This is a genomic window from Ancylobacter mangrovi, assembly GCF_024752355.1.
Classification (GTDB): Bacteria; Pseudomonadota; Alphaproteobacteria; order Rhizobiales; family Xanthobacteraceae; genus Ancylobacter; species Ancylobacter mangrovi.
The window spans coordinates 288,028-304,960 of the sequence record NZ_JANTHZ010000002.1 but is presented as its reverse complement, the minus strand read 5'-3'; the positions used below and the strand labels follow the sequence as shown (position 1 = coordinate 304,960).

Annotated in this window: 15 protein-coding genes; 10 read left to right on the top strand and 5 right to left on the bottom strand. The window is 69.5% G+C overall.

The genetic code is table 11. The features are described 5' to 3' along the window. Window positions 1-74: 74 nt before the first annotated feature. From NVS89_RS06760 to NVS89_RS06745, 4 genes are all read right to left on the bottom strand, one after another. Entirely contained in the window at window positions 75-1,295 is a 1,221-nt protein-coding gene (locus NVS89_RS06760) for a mandelate racemase/muconate lactonizing enzyme family protein (RefSeq protein ID WP_258731834.1), read from the bottom strand. 65 nt (window positions 1,296-1,360) lie between these two features. After that, on the bottom strand, window positions 1,361-2,884 hold the full coding sequence (locus tag NVS89_RS06755; protein WP_258731833.1) for a tripartite tricarboxylate transporter permease: 1,524 nt from the start codon (window positions 2,882-2,884) through the stop codon (window positions 1,361-1,363). Between the two features lie 2 nt (window positions 2,885-2,886). Next, the gene (locus NVS89_RS06750) at window positions 2,887-3,429 is read right to left on the bottom strand and encodes a tripartite tricarboxylate transporter TctB family protein (RefSeq protein ID WP_258731832.1); all 543 of its coding nucleotides are present in this window, start codon (window positions 3,427-3,429) and stop codon (window positions 2,887-2,889) included. Between the two features lie 5 nt (window positions 3,430-3,434). Then, on the bottom strand, window positions 3,435-4,463 hold the full coding sequence (locus tag NVS89_RS06745; protein ID WP_258731831.1) for a tripartite tricarboxylate transporter substrate binding protein: 1,029 nt from the start codon (window positions 4,461-4,463) through the stop codon (window positions 3,435-3,437). Window positions 4,464-4,605: 142 nt separating this feature from the next. Here NVS89_RS06745 and NVS89_RS06740 point away from each other — a divergent pair, with 142 nt between their 5' ends. After that, window positions 4,606-5,664 (top strand): LacI family DNA-binding transcriptional regulator, encoded by a 1,059-nt coding sequence (locus tag NVS89_RS06740; RefSeq protein WP_258731830.1) that lies wholly within the window; start codon window positions 4,606-4,608, stop codon window positions 5,662-5,664. Window positions 5,665-5,704: 40 nt separating this feature from the next. Here NVS89_RS06740 and NVS89_RS06735 read toward each other — a convergent pair whose 3' ends face one another. Beyond that, window positions 5,705-6,463 carry a FadR/GntR family transcriptional regulator gene (locus tag NVS89_RS06735; RefSeq protein WP_258731829.1) on the bottom strand — a complete coding sequence of 253 codons (759 nt, stop codon included), beginning with the start codon at window positions 6,461-6,463 and terminating at the stop codon, window positions 5,705-5,707. Between the two features lie 259 nt (window positions 6,464-6,722). Between NVS89_RS06735 and NVS89_RS06730 the strand changes: the two genes are divergently transcribed. The 9 genes from NVS89_RS06730 to NVS89_RS06690 all read left to right on the top strand — a co-directional run bounded on the left by NVS89_RS06730 (window position 6,723) and on the right by NVS89_RS06690 (window position 16,782). Then, window positions 6,723-7,718 (top strand): MDR family oxidoreductase, encoded by a 996-nt coding sequence (locus tag NVS89_RS06730; RefSeq protein ID WP_258731828.1) that lies wholly within the window; start codon window positions 6,723-6,725, stop codon window positions 7,716-7,718. A 93-nt stretch (window positions 7,719-7,811) separates the two neighbouring features. Further along, on the top strand, window positions 7,812-8,609 hold the full coding sequence (locus NVS89_RS06725; protein WP_258731826.1) for a transporter substrate-binding domain-containing protein: 798 nt from the start codon (window positions 7,812-7,814) through the stop codon (window positions 8,607-8,609). 75 nt (window positions 8,610-8,684) lie between these two features. Further along, window positions 8,685-9,350, top strand: coding sequence for an amino acid ABC transporter permease (locus tag NVS89_RS06720; RefSeq protein WP_258731825.1), 666 nt, complete (start codon window positions 8,685-8,687; stop codon window positions 9,348-9,350). Next, window positions 9,347-10,012 (top strand): amino acid ABC transporter permease, encoded by a 666-nt coding sequence (locus NVS89_RS06715; protein WP_258731823.1) that lies wholly within the window; start codon window positions 9,347-9,349, stop codon window positions 10,010-10,012. Before NVS89_RS06720 ends, NVS89_RS06715 begins: the two co-directional genes overlap by 4 nt. Further along, window positions 10,009-10,860 (top strand): amino acid ABC transporter ATP-binding protein, encoded by an 852-nt coding sequence (locus NVS89_RS06710; RefSeq protein WP_309486176.1) that lies wholly within the window; start codon window positions 10,009-10,011, stop codon window positions 10,858-10,860. Before NVS89_RS06715 ends, NVS89_RS06710 begins: the two co-directional genes overlap by 4 nt. Further along, a complete protein-coding gene (locus NVS89_RS06705) occupies window positions 10,857-12,923 on the top strand; it encodes an acetate--CoA ligase family protein (protein ID WP_258731822.1) in 2,067 nt (688 codons plus the stop codon). The genes NVS89_RS06710 and NVS89_RS06705 overlap by 4 nt, the downstream gene beginning before the upstream one ends. A gap of 2 nt (window positions 12,924-12,925) precedes the next feature. After that, window positions 12,926-13,741, top strand: coding sequence for an enoyl-CoA hydratase/isomerase family protein (locus NVS89_RS06700; RefSeq protein ID WP_258731820.1), 816 nt, complete (start codon window positions 12,926-12,928; stop codon window positions 13,739-13,741). Window positions 13,742-13,874: 133 nt separating this feature from the next. Then, complete coding sequence (locus tag NVS89_RS06695) at window positions 13,875-16,439, top strand: serine protease (protein WP_258731819.1); 2,565 nt, start codon at window positions 13,875-13,877, stop codon at window positions 16,437-16,439. Window positions 16,440-16,581: 142 nt separating this feature from the next. Further along, window positions 16,582-16,782: a DUF3309 family protein gene (locus NVS89_RS06690; protein ID WP_258731818.1), complete on the top strand. Its 201-nt coding sequence runs from the start codon at window positions 16,582-16,584 to the stop codon at window positions 16,780-16,782. The last annotated feature ends 151 nt before the right edge of the window (window positions 16,783-16,933 follow it).

The following is a 16,933-nucleotide window of genomic DNA, read 5'->3' as shown; positions in this document are numbered from 1 at the left end:
CCCCGCGGCCGGCGAATTCACGAAAAAAAGGGGGAGCCTCGACGGCTCCCCCGGGCATGAGTGGACGTGTCCGTTCAGGCGTTGACCGGCTCGGCGGCCTTCGAGGGCGCCGGCGCAGCGGCGGACTGGTTCCAGCGGCGCGAGCGGCGCTTGCCGTGTCCCTTGATCTCCTCGCCGGTGCTGAAGGGAAGCTGGCGCACCACGTCCCACTTCAGGTCGGTGCCGAGGCCCGGGCCGGTCGGCACCTTCAGGAAGCCGTCCACCACCTTGATGGGGTTGGTCAGCATGTCGTCGCGCAGCGGGTTGTTGGAGCCCGGGTCCCATTCGACATGGGCGCGCACATGCGAGGGGATCGCCGCCGCGAAGTGGACGTTGGCGACCTGGCCGAGGCCGTTCAGCGTGTGCGGCGCGACCAGCACGTTGGCGGCGCTCGCCAGATGCGCGACCTTCATCGCTTCGGAGATGCCGCCGCACTTCACCGCGTCCGGCGTGATGAAGTCGACGCCGCCGCGCTCGAACAGGTTGCGCACGTCGTAGCGCGTATAGACGTTGCCGCCCGAGGCGATCGGCACCAGCGCCATCTTGGTGAGGCGGCCGACATCGTCGTGATGGTTGGCGACGGTGTAGTCGAACGGGTCCTCCATCCAGAAGGCGCCGACCTCGCCGAGGCCGCGCGCCACCCGCACGGCTTCCGGCCAGCTGTAGCTGGCGTTCATGTCGATCATCACGTCGACGCCGGGGCCGAGCAGCTTGCGGGTCTCGCGCACCACCTCGATGTCGCGCTCGACGCCGGCGCCGCCGCGCACCTTGAGCGCCTTGAAGCCCATGTCGGCATAGGACTTGGCCTCGGCGAGGAGGTCTTCCATCGGCTTGTGGCCGAGCACCATGCAGCCGATATAGGCCACCACCCGGTCGACGCCGCCGCCGCCGAGCAGGCGGGCGATGGGCTGGCCGGTCACCTTGCCGAGGATGTCCCACAGCGCGATGTCGATGCCCGAGAGCGCGGAGACTGCGGCGGCGCCGAGATAGACCGACCCGTAATGCAGCTTCTCCCACACGCCCTGGATGTCGAGCGCGTCCTCGCCGATCGCCATCGGCGCCAGCTTCTCGTCGATCAGCGCCTTTACCGCCAGCGGCGCATGGGCGTGATAGGACGAGCCGAGCCCGTAGACGTTCTCGTCGGTGCGCACCACCACGAGCAGTTCGTCCCGGCGGGTACCGGAGCCGATACCGGTGTTCCAGATGACGTCGAGAGGTGCCGAGACGAGGTAGGTTTCGACGGCCGTAATTTTCATTGAGGTCTCCAATTCACAACAGAAGAGTTTGATGGGGCTGGCCGGGGTCGCGCGCCGGGGCGCGCCTAGCGAGAGGGCCGGGCCAGCGCCTGGTCCGATCGGGCTTTGCGCTGCCGGTCCAGATGCGCCATGAGCGGGGGTACGATCACGCTGGCGAGCGAGAGCGCCAGCAGCACCACGGCGATGGGCCGCTCGAAGAAGAACAGCAGGCTGCCGGTCCCCATCGAGGATGTCTGGACCAGCGAGGTCTCGAGCGGGCGCCCGAGCACGAGGCCGAGGATAAGCGGCGCGGCGGGGTAGCCGTAGGAGGTGAGGCCGAGGCCGAGCGCCGCCGAGCCGATGACGATCCAGATCCCGAACAGGTCGTTCTCGAGCGAGTAGGCGCCGAGAATGCTGACCACCAGGATGCCGGGATAGAGGAAGCAGTAGCGGAACCTCAGCATCAGCGCGAACACGGGGGCCAGCGGCAGGTTGAGGATCAGCAGCAGCACGTTGCCGACATAGAAGGAGGCGACGAGGCCCCAGACCAGGCTCGGCTGCTCGCGCACCAGCAGCGGCCCCGGCTGGATGCCGAACAGCAGGAAGCCGCCGAGCAGGATCGCCGTCGTCGCCGAGCCGGGAATGCCGAGCGCGAGGGTGGGGATGAAGGAGCCGTTGACCGAGGAGTTGTTGGCCGCCTCGGGCCCGGCGACGCCCTCGATCCGGCCGGTACCGAGCATGATCCCCTTCTTGCGGGCGATGCGCCGCTCGATGTCGTAGGAGAAGAACGAGGCCAGCGTCGCCCCCGCGCCGGGGATGATGCCGAAGAAGAAGCCGAGCAGGCCGCCGCGGAAGATCGGCATGGCCGAGCGGCGCATGTCCTCGCGGGTGACGATCATGTCGCGGAAGCGGGTGCGCAGCGGCTCCGGCTGGCCCGTGCCGACGGCCTTGAGCACCTCGTTGATGGCAAACAGGCCGATGACGACATAGAGGAAGTCGAAGCCGTTCAGCAACTCGGTGAAGCCGAAGGTGAAGCGCGCCGTGCCGGTCATGGCGTCGATGCCGATGGTGGAGATCAGCACCCCGGTGGCGGCCATGGCGAAGCCCTTGAACCGGTCGCCGCTGGCGAGCCCGACCACGCTGATGATGCCGAACAGCATCAGCGCGAAGGTCTCGGGCGGGCCGAACTTGAGGGCGATCTGGGCGAGCGGCACCAGCAGCACGCTGAGGAAGACGATGCTGATCGTACCCGCCAGGAAGGAGGCGATGGCGGCGACGGCGAGCGCCGCGCCCCCGCGCCCCTGCCGCGCCAGCTTGTAGCCGTCGAGCACGGTGGGCACCGAACTCGCCTCGCCGGGCGTCGCCACCAGCACCGAGGAGATCGTGCCGCCATACTGCGCGCCGTAATAGATGCCGGCGAGCAGGATCATCGCCGCCAGAGGGTCGAGCCCGAGGGTCAGCGGCAGCAGGAGGGCGACGCCGGTCGAGGAGCCGAGCCCCGGCAGCAGGCCGATGACGGTGCCGAGCGTGACCCCGAAGGCGCAGTAGACGATGTTCCAGAAGGTGAGGGCGGAGCTGAAGCCGCCCATGATCGCGTAGAAGGAATCCATGGTCAGAACCCCATCGCCTGCCAGACCGACCCGACCGGCACAGGCACCTCGAACAGCCAGACGAACAGCGCCCAGGCGGCGGCCATCGAGCCGATCGCCATCAGCGCGGCGGTGAGGAAGCCTTCGCGCTCGAAGGCGAAAACGCACACGAAGACCAGCACGCCGAGCATCGGGATGAGGCCGACCGCGGGCGCGAGCACCACGGACAGGCCCATCAGGATGAGGATGCCGGCGACCGTGGTGGGCTTTCCGGCCGCCTCGGTGTCGTCCTCGGCGAAGTCGGCGATCGACAGGTTCTCCCCGTCGACCGGCGGCGGCAGGTCGTCCATGACGGACGCGCCCCGGAGCGCGTTCACCACGAGCACGACGGCGACCGCCGCCAGGCTGGCGCCCCACACCAGAGGCATGAGGCCAGGGCCGACGATACCGTCGGCCATGACCGGATACTGGAGCCCGTCGAGAACGACGAAGGCACCCAGAGCCAGGAACGAGAGGGCGCAGATGACTTCTCCGGCCGACCGTTCCGACGTCCGCAGGAACTTCATGGTGCTCAATCCTTCTTGAGCGCCTGCTTGAGCGTCGCCTGCGTCTTCTCAAGGTAGGCCTTGAAGTCGTCGCCGCGGCGGAACTCCGGGAACAGGTTGTTCTTGGCGATGTAGTCCTTGTAGGCGGGGGTCTTGGTCCAGGCTTCCATGGTGTCGGCCCAGTAGTCGGCCTGATCCTTGGTGATGCCGCCGGCGGCGTAGAGGCCGCGATACTGGGCGAAGGACACGTCGACGCCCTGCTCCTTGGCGGTCGGCACCGAGCCCAGCGGCGAGTCGGCCGGGTAGCGCACCTCCGAGAAGGCGGCGAGCGGGCGCAGCATCTTGGCCTTCAGCTGGCCGATGGTCTCGCTCGGGTTGAGGATGGTGAACTCGATGTCGCCGTTCAGCAGCCGCGCCACCGAGGCCGAGCCGGATTCGAGCACCACCGGCTGGAACGCGACGTTCTGGCTGCGCGAGAGCAGGTTGGCGACGATGGCGTCGGAGCTGGTGGTCGAGGTCAGGCCGACGCGGAACTTCTTCTGCTTCGCCGCCGCGAGGAAGTCGTCGAGCCCCTTGTAAGGTGCGTTGTAGGGCACCACGAGGAGCTGGGAATCGGCGGCGATCTGGGCGACCGGCGTGAAGTCGGTCCACTGGAACGGCGGCGGCTGGATCAGTAGCGGCAGGGCGACCGCCGCGGTCTCCGAGGCCAGCAGCATCTGCGGGTTGCCCTTGTTCTGGCGCAGATAATTGTAGCCGATGACGCCGTTGCCGCCGGGACGGTTCTCGACCGCGACCTGCACGTCGGGGTGGACCGTGGTGATGCCGGCCGCCATGGAGCGGGCCATCAGGTCGCTGCCGCCGCCGGGGCCGAAGGGGACGATCATCGTGACCGGGCCCTTGGGCGTGAAGCCGTCCTGGGCGCTGGCGGTGCCGACGAGAGAGGTCGTGAGGCAGGTCGCGAGCGCGAGGGCCGCGGCGCCGCGCAGGAGCACGGACGGCAGGAGCACGGACGAGCGACGGCCGGCCGCTCCCGTGAGGATGAGCGCTGAAAGCATGATTCCTCCCGAAAATGCGCGCCCATTCGGGCGCTGATTAAATTCCGTTGTTGAGACAACGTTGTCTGACGTGAGATAACGTTGTCTCGAACGCTTAAATTGTCAATATCGAATTCGAGTGACGAGAGGACCGGAGCGCGGGATGGCGATCGGCAGGGAAGACGCGACGAAGACGGGCCGGGCGATGCGCGCGCCGACCCTGGCGGACGTCGCCGCCTCGGCCGGCGTGTCGGTCAGCACCGCCGGCCGGGTGCTGCGCGACCAGGGCTGGCCGGTCGAGGAAAGCCTGAAGGAGCGGGTGCGCGCGGCCGCGATCGAGCTCGGCTACGTACCGAACGTGATGGCCCGCACCCTGCGTGCCGGCGCGCCGGCCCTGGTCGGCCTCGTCATCGGCAACATGCTCGATCCCTATTATGGCGAGATCGCCGAGACGGTGACCTGCTATTCGGAGACCACCAGCCGCATGCTGACCATGGTCTGCAACATGCAGCGCGATCCCCGGCTGGAGCTCGACTACTGCCGCCGGCTATGGGAGCACCGCGTGGCCGGTCTGATCCTCGCCGGCGGCGGCTTCGACCAGTTCACCTATCACGACGACCTCGCCCTGCTGGTCGAGAAGATGGAGCGCAGCGGCGTGATCGTGACGACGCTGAGCCCGCGCGACCTCGAGAGCCCCGCCTTCCACACCGACAATGTCGAGGCCGGGCGCTGCGCTGCGCGCGAGCTGATCTCGGTCGGCCATCGTGAGATCGGCATCCTGGTCGGACCGATCCGCAACCGCGTCCTCACCCAGCGCGTAGCCGGCATCACCGCGGCCTGCGAGGAGGCGGGCCTTTCGGTGCATCTGGTCGAGACCGAGTTCGGCGCCTCGTGGGTGGCGCCGGCCATCGCCCAGATGTTCGAGCAGCGCCCGACCATCACCGCCATCGTCGCGGCCTCCGGCGTGACCTCGATCAACGTCATACGCGCGGTGACGGCGACCGGGCGGTCGGTTCCCGAGGACATCTCCGTCATCGGCATCGGCGGGCGGGCCATCGGCGAGTGGGGCGCACGCATGACGCGGGTCGATCTCGGCCTCGAGACCTGCGGCCGCGCGGCGCTGGACTACATCGCCGCGCGGGTGGAAGGCCGCCCGACCGCGCCCGCCTTCAGGCTGGAGCCGACCATCGCCGGCGGCGGCTCGGTCGCGCCGCCGAAGTGAGGGCGCGTCCCGGGGCCGAGCGGTTTCCCTCAGGCGCGCGTCAGCTCTTGGCCTGCTGGACCGCGTGGCGCGTGCGGGGCACGGCGATGGCGCGCTCGTGGCGGTCGCGCAGATAGGCGATGAGGGCGTTCGAGGCCTCCACGGCCGCCTCGGCGTCATGCGCCTCGAGGCCGGCGAGGATGGCGCGGTGGAAGGCGATGATCTGCTCGCGCTCCGGGATGAGGAAGGCGATGAGGTTGGAGACCGGCAGCAGCGCCTCGATCAGCGTGACCATCAGGAAGCCGAGCAGGCGGTTGCCGGCGGCATCCACCAGCGCGCGGTGGAAGCGCACGTCCGAGGCGCAGAAGTCGACGTCGCTGGTCTCGTGCGACCGCTGCACCTCAAGCTCCGCACGCATGCGCGCCAGATGCTCGTCGGTGCGGTTGTCGGCCGCCAGCCGGCAGCAGATCGCCTCCATCTCCATGCGGGTGCGGGCGATCTCGTCGAGGTCGAAGGCGCCCACGCCGACCATCAGGCGCACCGCGCTGCTCAGGCCCTCGGCCAGGTCGTCGGGCTGCGGCCGGGCGACGAAGTTGCCGCCCGCCGGCCCGCGCCGCGAGCGTATGAGGTTCTGCGCCGCCAGCCGCTTCAGCGCCTCCCGGATGGTGGGACGCGAGACGCCGTACTGTTCGGCCAGCTCGCTCTCGGTCGGCAGGCGCTCGTCGCTCTTCAGCCGCCCGTCCATGATCGCGGAGCGGATATTCTCGGCGATCTGCTTGGCGACTCCCGTTGTGACCACGGGCTCGATCTCGATCGGCATCGTAACTCCATTGGCGGTGTCCGCCGCCACGGGCCTGTGAATCAGTGCGCAGATGCCGGCATTCTGGAGCCTGCGTGCGCATTCCGCAAAAGGCCGGCGTGCGTGCCGCGCCGCCCGCCATGGGCAACGCGCATCGGCGGTGCCGGACGCTGAAGCAATGTCTATCTCTCTAATAAAATATTTGTTTGACAAATAGCAACGGCCGTCGAAACTGATGCACTGCAACACGCTCGAAGAGGTTCGCAGTCACAGGTGCCCCATGTCCGGTAACGCATTCCAAGCCCTCGTCCTGCGCCAGGCCGACGGCGCGACCACGGCCTCCGTCGAGACGATGCGCGACGACGACCTGCCGGCCGGCGAGGTCACCATCGCCGTGCGCTATTCCAGCCTGAACTATAAGGACGGGCTGGCGATCACCGGCAAGGGCAGGATCGTGCGCAACTTTCCCATGGTGCCGGGCATCGACCTCGCAGGCGTGGTCGAGGAGAGCCGCGACGCGCGCTTTCCCGCCGGCGCCGAAGTGGTGCTGACCGGCTGGGGCGTGGGCGAGACCAACTGGGGCGGCATGGCGCAGAAGGCGCGGGCCAAGGGCGACTGGTTGGTCGCGCGCCCGCAGGCGATGTCGCTGGAACAGACCATGAGCTTCGGCACGGCGGGCCTGACCGCGATGCTGTGCGTCGACGCGCTGGAGCGCCACGGCATCGACCGCGCCCGCGAGGTTCTGGTGACCGGAGCGAGCGGCGGGGTCGGCAGCGTCGCGGTGGCGCTGCTGGCGAAGCTCGGCTACCGCGTCGCCGCCGCCACCGGGCGTCCCGAGCACGGGGCCTATCTGCGCGAACTCGGCGCCGAGACCATCGTGCCGCGCGCCGAGCTCGCGCAGCCTTCCCGCCCGCTGGCGTCCGAGCGCTGGGGCGGGGCGGTCGACACGGTCGGCGGGCAGACCCTCGTCTCGGCGCTGGCGGCCACCGCCTATGGCGGGGCGGTCGCGGCCTGCGGGCTGGTCGGCGGCGCGGATCTTCCCGGCACCGTCATGCCCTTCATCATTCGCGGCGTCAGCCTGCTCGGCATCGATTCCGTGCGCTGCCCCATCGATCGCCGGACCACCGCCTGGCGGCGGCTGTCGGAGCTGCTTCCCGACGGCCTGCCGGGCGAGGTGGTCGAGGAGATCGGGCTGGGCGAGGTCGCCGACAAGGCGGCCGACATCGTACGCGGCGCCGTGCGGGGGCGCGTCGTCGTCAAGCTTCCCGAACACTGAAGCGGGCAGCCAAGCCCGCCATCGACAAAATTCCAGAGACCCAACCAAAGGGGAACGATCATGTTCAGCATGCAAGGTGTGATGAAGCGTTGCGTGGCAACGGTTCTGTTCGTCTCCGCCATGGCGGTGGGCGCCCAGGCCGACGTCCTGAGCGACGCCAAGGCGCGCGGCGAGCTCGTCGTCGGCACCGAATTCCAGTACGCCCCGTTCGAATTCCTCGACGGCGATAAGCCGGTCGGCTTCGACGTCGACCTCATCACCCTGATCGCCAAGGACATGGGCCTGAAGGTCAAGTGGATCGACCTTCCCTGGGCCAGCGTCCTGCCCGCGCTCGAGGCCAAGAAGTTCGACATGGTGGTCGCCGGTACCACCATCAACAAGGCACGCATGGAGCGCTACTACTTCACGCTGCCGATCGGCGACGCGACGGTCGCGCTGGTGAAGCGCGCCGGCGACACCTCGATCACCAAGCCCGAGGACATCGCCGGCAAGCCGGTGGGCGGCACCAAGGGTTCGTCCCAGCTCAAGACGCTGGAGGAGTTCTCCGCCACGCTGAAGCCGCCGGCGGACATCAAGATCTATATCGGCAGCACCAACGCCTATGCCGACGTGCTCGCCGGCCGCACCGTCGCGGCCTCCGGCTCGCTGCCGAACCTGACCTATCTCGCCAAGACCCGGCCCGAATTCGAGGTCGTGAAGCCCGCCTTCGGCCAGCCGAGCTACCAGGCCTGGCCGCTGCGCAAGGAGCCGGAGAGCGAGTCGCTGCTGGCGGCGATCAACGAAGGCATCGCCAAGTACAACAAGAACGGCAAGATGAAGGAACTGCAGATCAAGTGGTTCGGCGCGGAAATGCCCCTGCCCTACGACAAGGTGCCCGAGCCCAACTACTGATCCACCGGACGACGCAGGACCGGGCCGCGCGTCCGGTCCTGCCCGCCGCACCGCGGGACCTGGACGAGGCTGATCTTGGACCACTCCGCCTATCTGACCGGGCTGCGCCTCATCGCGACCGGCGCCGGCGTCACCGTGGCGATCTCGCTGTGCGCGATCGCCATCGGCTTCGCCATCGCGCTGCCGGTCTGCGCGGCGAACATGTCGGGAAGCCGCATCGCCCGCCTGCTCGGGCATTTCTATGTGAGCTTCTTCCGCGGCGTGCCGCTGCTGGTGCTGCTGCTGCTGATCTACTACCTGCTGCCCTTCGTCGGGCTTGAGCTGCCGTCCTTCGCGGCGGCGGCGCTGGGGCTCGGCGTGTGCACGGCCGCTTACCAGGCCGAGAATCTGCGCGGCGGCTTCCTCATCATTCCGGCCGGGCAGAGGGAGGCAGCGCTCGCCTTCTCCTATTCCCGCTACCAGAGCTGGCGCCACATCCTGCTGCCGCAGGCGATCCGCGCCGCCATGCCGATGATGGTCAACGAGATGATCGCCATCCTGAAGGCGTCCTCGCTGGTCTCCGTCGTCGGGGTGGCGGACATGACCCGGGTGGCGCAGAACATCGTCGCCCGCGACGTGCAGCCGCTGCTGTGGTACCCGGCCATCGCCTTCATCTACCTCGCCATCAACCTGACGCTCGCCCATTTCAGCCACCGTTCGGTGGGCAGGTTGCGGCGCGGCCGGCCGGAGTTCCGGCTGTGATCGATTTCAGCATCTTCACCGACGCCTGGCCGAGCCTGCTGAGCGGCTTCCTGCTCACCGTCGAGATCTGGCTGGCGGGCTGCGCGCTGGCGATGGCGATCGGCGCCCCGCTCGGCTTCCTGCTGGCGGCGGGGCGGCGGCCGACCAAGGCGCTGGTGCGCGCCTATGTCGAGTTCTTCCGCGGCACGCCGCTGCTGGTGCAGCTCTTCGTGCTCTACTATGCCGGCCCGTCCATCGGCATCACGCTCGACGCGCTGCCGGCCGGCATCATCGGCCTCGGCCTCTATGGCGGGGCCTACTGCACGGAGATCGTCTGCGCCGGCCTCGAGGCGATCCCGCCGGGACAGATCGGCGCCGCCCGCGCCTTCGGCTATTCGCGCAGCCAGACCCTGCGCCACATCGTGGTGCCGCAGATGCTGGTGCTGGTGCTGCCGCCGCTGGTGAACATCGCGATCTTCGTGCTCAAGGACACGGCGATCCTGTCCATCATCACCGTGCCCGAGCTCACCTTCCAGGTGACCGGACTGACCCTCGACACCTTCGCCTTCGTCGAGCCCTATCTCGCCCTGTCGGTCGGCTACTGGGTCCTGGTCGAGCTTACCGCCTCGCTGGGACGCCGCGCCGAGATCCGGGCCGCACGGTATCTGGAGACATCGGCATGACCACCCCAACCTCCGCCGCCCCGGACCGCGAGCCGCTGGTCGTCGTCCGCAACCTGTCGAAGTGGTACGGCGCCCACCAGGTGCTGCACAACGTCTCGATGGAGGTGAACCGCTCCGAGGTGCTGTGCATCATCGGCCCCTCCGGTTCCGGCAAGAGCACGCTGCTGCGCTGCGTGAACTTCCTCGAGGACTTCGCCGAGGGCGAGGTGCGGGTGGGCGGTCGCCTGCTCGGCTATCGCGAGGACCTCAAGGGCCGGCGCGTGCCCGACAGCCGCGAGAACGTGGCGCGGGTGCGCCGCGGCATCTCGATGGTGTTCCAGCAGTTCAATCTGTGGCCGCACCTCTCGGTGCTGGAGAACGTCGCCCAGCCCCTCGTCGTGGTGCAGCGCAAGCCGCGCGCCGAGGCCGAGGCCAAGGCCCGCCAGGTGCTGGACCGCGTCGGCCTCGCCGCCAAGCTCGACGCCTACCCGAACCAGCTCTCCGGCGGCCAGCAGCAGCGCGTGGGCATCGCCCGGGCGCTGGCGATCGACCCCGAGCTGATCCTGTTCGACGAGCCGACCTCCGCGCTCGACCCCGAGCTGGTGGGCGAGGTGCTCCAGGTCATCAAGCGGCTCGCCGACGACGGGCTGACCATGGTCGTCGTGACCCACGAGATGGGCTTCGCGGCGCAGGTCGCCGACCGCGTGATCTTCATCGATCACGGCGCCATCGTCGAGCAGGGGCCGCCGCAGACGCTGTTCCGCAACCCCGGCAGCGAGCGGCTGGCGCAGTTCCTGGAGACCTGGGTCGAACGCAATCAGATCTTCACGGACGCCCCGTCCGTCGCTGATGGAGGGAAAGTCCTGTGAGTGCCATCGAACGCCTGCTGAGCCCACGCTCCATCGCCGTGGTCGGCGCCTCGCAGCGCGAGGAAGCCACCGGCACCCGCGTGGTCAAGAACCTGCAGGTCATGGGCTATGAGGGCCGGATCCTGCCGGTCAACCCGCGCTATGAGGAGATACTCGGGCTTCCCTGCTACCCCTCGCTCTCCGAGCTGCCGGAGCCGCCGGACGCGGCCTTCCTCGCCGTGCCGGCGACGGCGGGTCCCGATCTGGTCGAGGAGGCGGCGAAGCTCGGCATCAAGGCGCTGTTCCTGAACGCCAACGGCTATGCCGACGGCGACGCCGACGGCGTGGCGCTGCAGCAGCGCATCGAGGCGGTGGCGCGCGCCGAGGGGATCGCGATCTCCGGCCCCAACAATATCGGTCTCGTCAACGTGCACGACCGCGCCGCGATCTGGACGCCGCGCTACATGACGCCGATCCGCCCCGGCCCGGTGGCGGTGATCTCGCAGAGCGGCTCGGTCGCCATCATCCTCAGCGAGGACGAACGCAAGCTGGGCCTCGCCTATGTCATCACCGCCGGCAACGAGGCTGTGGTCGGCGTCGCCGACTATCTGGCGAGCGTCGCCGCCGATCCCCGCGTGTCGGTGATCATGCTGTTCGTGGAGACCATCCGCGAGCCGGAGCGCTTCGCCGCCGCCGCCCGAGCCGCCGCAGCAGCCGGCAAGCGGGTGATCGCCGTCAAGCTCGGCAGCAGCGAGGGCGGGCGCGTCGCGGTGCAGGCCCACACGGGCGGCCTCGCCGGCGACGACAAGCTCTACGACGCCTATTTCGACGCGCTCGGCATCATCCGCGTGCACGATCTCGACGAGATGCTGGAGACCGCGACCCTGCTGGCGGCCAACCCGGCGCCGCCGCCGACCCCGAACACGGTGGTCGTCACGCTGTCGGGCGGCGAGGCGGCGCTGTTCGCCGATCTCGGCCACGACATGGGCCTTCCCTATCCGCCGCTGGCGCCCGAGACGCTGGCGGCACTGCGCCCGGCCTTCCCGCCCTATTCGCGCATCGGCAACCCGCTCGACGCCTGGGGGCTCGGCTTCAACGCCGAGCGCTTCCGGCTGCAGATGGAGGCGCTGGCCGCCGACCCGAGCGTCGGCATCGTCGCCGTCTCGGTCGATGCGCCGGGCCAGGGCGGTGGCGACGTGCCTTACGCCATCATCATGGGCGAGATCTGCGGCTCGATCCCCACCGACAAGCGGTTCTGCTTCATCAACAACACCTCGGGCACCGGCGTGAATGCCGAGGTGCGCGCGGTGCTCGACACCGCCGGCATCGCCTATCTGTCCGGCATGCGCCCCGCGCTCGCCGCCATCAAGGCGCTGCGCACCCCGCTGGCGCGGGAGATCGCGCCGGCGCCTGCCCTGCCGCCGCTGCCCGAGGACGAGCCCTCCCGCTTCGCCTTCCTGCGCGAGGCCGGCGTGCCGATGGTGCAGACCGGCAAGGCCGCCGACGCCGACGAGGCCGTCGCGCTGGCATCCGCCTATGGCTACCCCGTCGTGCTGAAGGGTGTCGCGCCCTCGCTGCCGCACAAGACTGAGCTCGGCCTCGTCAAGCTCGGCCTCGGCGACGAGGCGGGCGTGCGCGCGGCCTTCGCCGAGCTGTCGGCGATCCTCGCCGCCAACGGGGCGGGACCCGACGCGATGGTGGTGGTGCAGGCGATGGCGAGCCCCGGCGTCGAGCTGATCCTCGGCATCCGCAACGAGCCCGGCTTCGGCAGCTTCACCCTCGCCGGCCCCGGCGGGGTGCTGGTCGAGGTCACAGCGCAGTCGAGCCTGCGCATGGGCCCGGTCGACGAGGAGATGGCGCGCCGGATGCTGGACGAGACCGTCGCCGGCACGCTGCTGCGCGGCGTTCGCGGCAAGGCGCCGTTCGACTTCGACGCCGCCGCCCGCGCCATCGCGCGCCTGTCGGAGGTCGGCGCGGCGCTGGCCGACCGTTTCGCCGCCATCGAGATCAATCCGCTCATCGTCGGCCCCGATGGCGTGGCCGGCGTCGACGTGCTGTTCGAAACCCACACCGCGAAGGCGTGATCATGACCTACCAGCATCTCATCTACGACGTCGAAGACCGCGTTGCCACGATCACGCTCAACCGCCCCGACCGCCACAACGCGCTGAGCCAGCCGCTGGTCGACGAGATCATCGCCGTGATGAAGGAGGTCGACGCGGACCCGGAGGTTCGGGTGGCGATCATCACCGGCGCGGGCGGCAAGGCGTTCTCCTCCGGCTACGACATCAAGGAATCCGCCGAGCTGCCCAAGCGCTCGCTGGCCGACTGGCGCGCGCGCATGCACAAGGACATCACCTTCACCTATTCGGTGTGGGACTGCTCCAAGCCCGTCATCGCCATGGTGGACGGCTTCTGCTTCGCCGGCGCGCTCGAATTCGCGATGTGCTGCGACATGCGCTACTGCTCGGACGTCTCGAAGTTCGCCGCCATCGAGGCGCGCTTCTCGGCCGGCATCGCCACCATGATCATGCCGTGGCTGCTCGGCCAGCGCTCGCGCGCGCTGATCTATTCCGGCGACACGATCGATGCGGAGGAGGCGTTCCGCCTCGGCCTCGTCGACAAGGTGTTCCCCAAGGCCGACGTCGCCGCCGAGGTGCGCAAGATCGCGCTGCGCATGTCGCGCGTGTCGATGGAGTGCCTGAAGGCGAACAAGCGGGCCATCAACCAGAGCTTCGAGATCATGGGCCTGCGCAACGCGATCGAGTACGGCGCGGAGATCTGCGCCAGCATGGACGCGGTCGGCTCGCCCGAGGCCGAGACCTTCGACACCATCCGCCGCAGCGAGGGACTTTCCGCGGCGCTGAAATGGCGCGCCGAGCAGTTCGCGCCCTTCGAGTGACGCCGCATCCGGCCGGCCCGCGGCACCGCGGGCCGCACGCCAATACGCCGTAGCTCTTCGATACCTCTCGCTCGGGATTGCGGGGGCCTTCCCGGGCGGTATGCTGCCGGTTCCAGAGAGGGGGCAAGGTGGCATGGCGCGTCGTCTTCCGGTCCTGCTGCTCGTCGCGGCGACGGCCCCGCTCGGCCCCGCCATCGCCGCCGCCGAAAGCTTCGTGCCGCCTCCCGGCACGCACTGGGTCACGCTCGCCAGCACCGGCGACATCGATGTCGCCATCGGCATCGCGCGCGCCTATGGCGGCAAGGCGCGGGTGGTGAAGGCGAAGAACGGCTGGTACGCCGTCACGCTGGAGCCGCGCGCGGGCACGCTGGAGGCGATCCGCCGCCAGATCGACTGGCCGCCCCTGCCGGCCGACGCGCTGCTGTCGAAGGGCTCGGGCTACATGCAGACCGTCTGGCGCGCCTCCGAGGTGGAGCAGGCGCGCGCGACGGTCACCAAGGACACGCCCGGCACAGCGAGGATGGACGGCCTCAGCGTCACGCTCACCCGCGAGCGCGCGCCGGAGGGATGGACCGCGCATCTCGTCGGCCGCGACGCCGGCGGGGTGGCGTTCGACCTGCGCCACGCTTTCCCGGAGGCGGTCGACTACGAATCCTCCCTCACGCTGGTCGAGCTCGACCGGACCAACGCCACGCCCGAGATCGTGTTCGACGCCTTCTCCGGCGGCGCGCATTGCTGCACGACCTCGATCGCGCTCACCCGCTCGCGCGCGGGCGACTGGCGCTTCGTCGATCTCGGCACGCGGGACGGCGGCGGGCTGGACTTCGAGGACGTGGACGGCGACGGCGCGGCGGAGATCGTCCGCGGCGACGAGCGCTTCCTCTACACCTTTGATTCCTATGCCGGATCGATGCAGCCGATCCTCATCGACCGGCTGGACGGCACCGAGCTCGACGAGGTGACGATGCGCCCCGCCTTCCGCCACCGTCTGGTGCAGGACGCGCGGTGGATGGAGTTCTACGCGAAGCTGGAGCCCGACCAGTGGCACGCCAACGGCTTCCTCGCCGCATGGGTCGCGGCCAGGACCCGGATCGGCGAGGGCAATGAGGCCTGGGAGCGCATGCTGCCGCTCTACGACCGCAACTCGGATTTCGGCCTCGACACCTGCGCCGTGTCGGTCGCGCTGAAGGATTGCCCGGCCGCCAGCCGCCGCAAGCTGCCCTTTCCCGAGGGGCTGCGCCGCTTCATGAAGGAGACCGGCTATGGCGATGCGCCGGGCGGGGAGAGCCCGACCGCCGCGACCCAGCCACCCGCGACCCAGCCACCCGCCTCCACGACCCTGAAGCAGGCCCGCGCGGCCTTCCTCGCCATGCCGCTGAAGAAGCAGCAGGACATCCAGGTGCTGCTCGCCGTGACCGGATACTGGCCCGCCGTGGCGGGCGACAGCTTCGGGCCGAAGCTGATGGCGGCGATCCGCTCCTTCCAGCGCGACCTCGGGCGGGTGCCGAGCGGCATCGTCGGCGACGGCGACTACGAGGCGCTACGGCAGGCCGCTTCGCCACTGCTGCGCATGTGGTCGCTCGAGCGGGTGACGCATCCCGGCACCCGCGCCGCGCTTTGGGTGCCGAGCGGCCTCGCTCCGCTCGTCGCCCGCACCGATGGCGGCCTCTCCTTCAGCTCGGCGCAGGACGACGTGTCGGTCTCCTTCTCCTACCTCCCGCGCGTCTCGGCCATCTTCGGCTATCAGGTCCTCACCGGCGCGTTGAAGGAGCACGTCATCGACTATTCGGTGGTGAAGCCGGACTTCTTCGTCATCAGCTCGCATCTGGGCCAGATGTCCCAGTACACGCGCTTCGAGGAGACGCCGGGGGGCGTCGTCGGCTTCACCCTGATCTGGCCGTCGGATTCGCCCGTCCATGGCGAGCGCCTGTCGACCGTGATGTCGGACCTGTTCCGCGCCGAGAACGAGCTCGGCCAGCGCCGTTCGCCGCCCGAACCTCTCGCGGAGGTCGCGCTGGCCCCCGACCGGCGCGCCGAGCCGACCATCGCGCACGCGGCGCCGGTGGACCCCGACGCGACCGAAGAGACCACCGGCTCCGGCTTCTTCGTCACCGCCGACGAGCTGCTGACCAACGCGCATGTGGTCAGGGGCTGCACCAGCGTGACGGTCGCCGTCGGCGGCGAGGGGGCGCCGGGCACCGTGCTCGGGCGCGACGAGACCAACGATCTGGCGCTGGTGAGGACCAGTGCGCGCTCACGTGCCGTCGCGAAGCTGCGCAGCGGCGTGCGGCTCGGCGAGGACGTCGCCGTGTTCGGCTATCCGCTCAGCGGCCTGCTGGCGAGCTCGGGCAACTTCACCAAGGGCACGGTGACCGCGACCGCCGGCATGGGCGACGATACGCGGCGCCTGCAGATCTCGGCGCCAGTGCAGCCCGGCAACAGCGGCGGGCCGCTGCTCGACGAGGCTGGCAACGTGGTTGGCGTGGTGGTGTCGAAGATCAACGCCGTCGCCGTCGCCGCCGTGACCGACGACATCCCGCAGAACATCAATTTCGCCATCAAGACGGCGATCGCCGTCAGCTTCCTCGAGGCGAAGGGCGTCGGCTATACGGCCGGGGCGCCCGGCGAGGCGCTCAAATCGGCGGATCTCGCGGAGAAGGCCCAGTCCTTCTCCGCCGCCATAAGCTGCATCCGCTAGCGCGACACGCGAACCGCGGCCCGCGACCCAGGGGAACCGACGGCCGGGAACCGGGAGCCGGCGCGGCGCATTGCCGTGATGGTTCCGGGACAGGGCCCAGTCGGCACAAGCCCAATTGGGACAGGCCATCGGGGAGAGCGCCATGCAGACCCTTCTGATCGTGATCCTCATCCTCCTCCTGCTCGGCGGGGGAGGTTTCTTCGGCCACCGCGCCTACGGGATGCGGGGTCTTCTCATCGTCCTCGTCATCATGCTGCTCATTCTCGCGGTGATCGGCTTCGTCAGCGACGAGTTCGCCGTCGGGCCGGGCGTCGCGCCCATCATGACGCCGCCGCCGCAATAGGCGGGGACCTCCACACCGCCCGCGCAGGCCGTCGGAAATCGTGGAACTTCAAGGCGCCGCTGACGTCGCGGCAGGTTGCTTCGGAGCCCGCAAATGCCGGTAGGTAAGTAGTCTTTTCGCGCTGGGGAAGGGCAGAAAATCCGGAACCATA

Excerpts from the sequence above, each read along its gene's own strand:
- NVS89_RS06745 (WP_258731831.1), bottom strand. The coding sequence starts at position 4,463 with ATGCTTTCAGCGCTCATCCTCACGGGAGCGGCCGGCCGTCGCTCGTCC.
- NVS89_RS06690 (WP_258731818.1), top strand. The coding sequence starts at position 16,582 with ATGCAGACCCTTCTGATCGTGATCCTCATCCTCCTCCTGCTCGGCGGG.
- NVS89_RS06750 (WP_258731832.1), bottom strand. The coding sequence starts at position 3,429 with ATGAAGTTCCTGCGGACGTCGGAACGGTCGGCCGGAGAAGTCATCTGC.
- NVS89_RS06735 (WP_258731829.1), bottom strand. The coding sequence starts at position 6,463 with ATGCCGATCGAGATCGAGCCCGTGGTCACAACGGGAGTCGCCAAGCAG.
- NVS89_RS06700 (WP_258731820.1), top strand. The coding sequence starts at position 12,926 with ATGACCTACCAGCATCTCATCTACGACGTCGAAGACCGCGTTGCCACG.
- NVS89_RS06740 (WP_258731830.1), top strand. The coding sequence starts at position 4,606 with ATGGCGATCGGCAGGGAAGACGCGACGAAGACGGGCCGGGCGATGCGC.
- NVS89_RS06730 (WP_258731828.1), top strand. The coding sequence starts at position 6,723 with ATGTCCGGTAACGCATTCCAAGCCCTCGTCCTGCGCCAGGCCGACGGC.
- NVS89_RS06755 (WP_258731833.1), bottom strand. The coding sequence starts at position 2,884 with ATGGATTCCTTCTACGCGATCATGGGCGGCTTCAGCTCCGCCCTCACC.
- NVS89_RS06760 (WP_258731834.1), bottom strand. The coding sequence starts at position 1,295 with ATGAAAATTACGGCCGTCGAAACCTACCTCGTCTCGGCACCTCTCGAC.
- NVS89_RS06695 (WP_258731819.1), top strand. The coding sequence starts at position 13,875 with ATGGCGCGTCGTCTTCCGGTCCTGCTGCTCGTCGCGGCGACGGCCCCG.
- NVS89_RS06710 (WP_309486176.1), top strand. The coding sequence starts at position 10,009 with ATGACCACCCCAACCTCCGCCGCCCCGGACCGCGAGCCGCTGGTCGTC.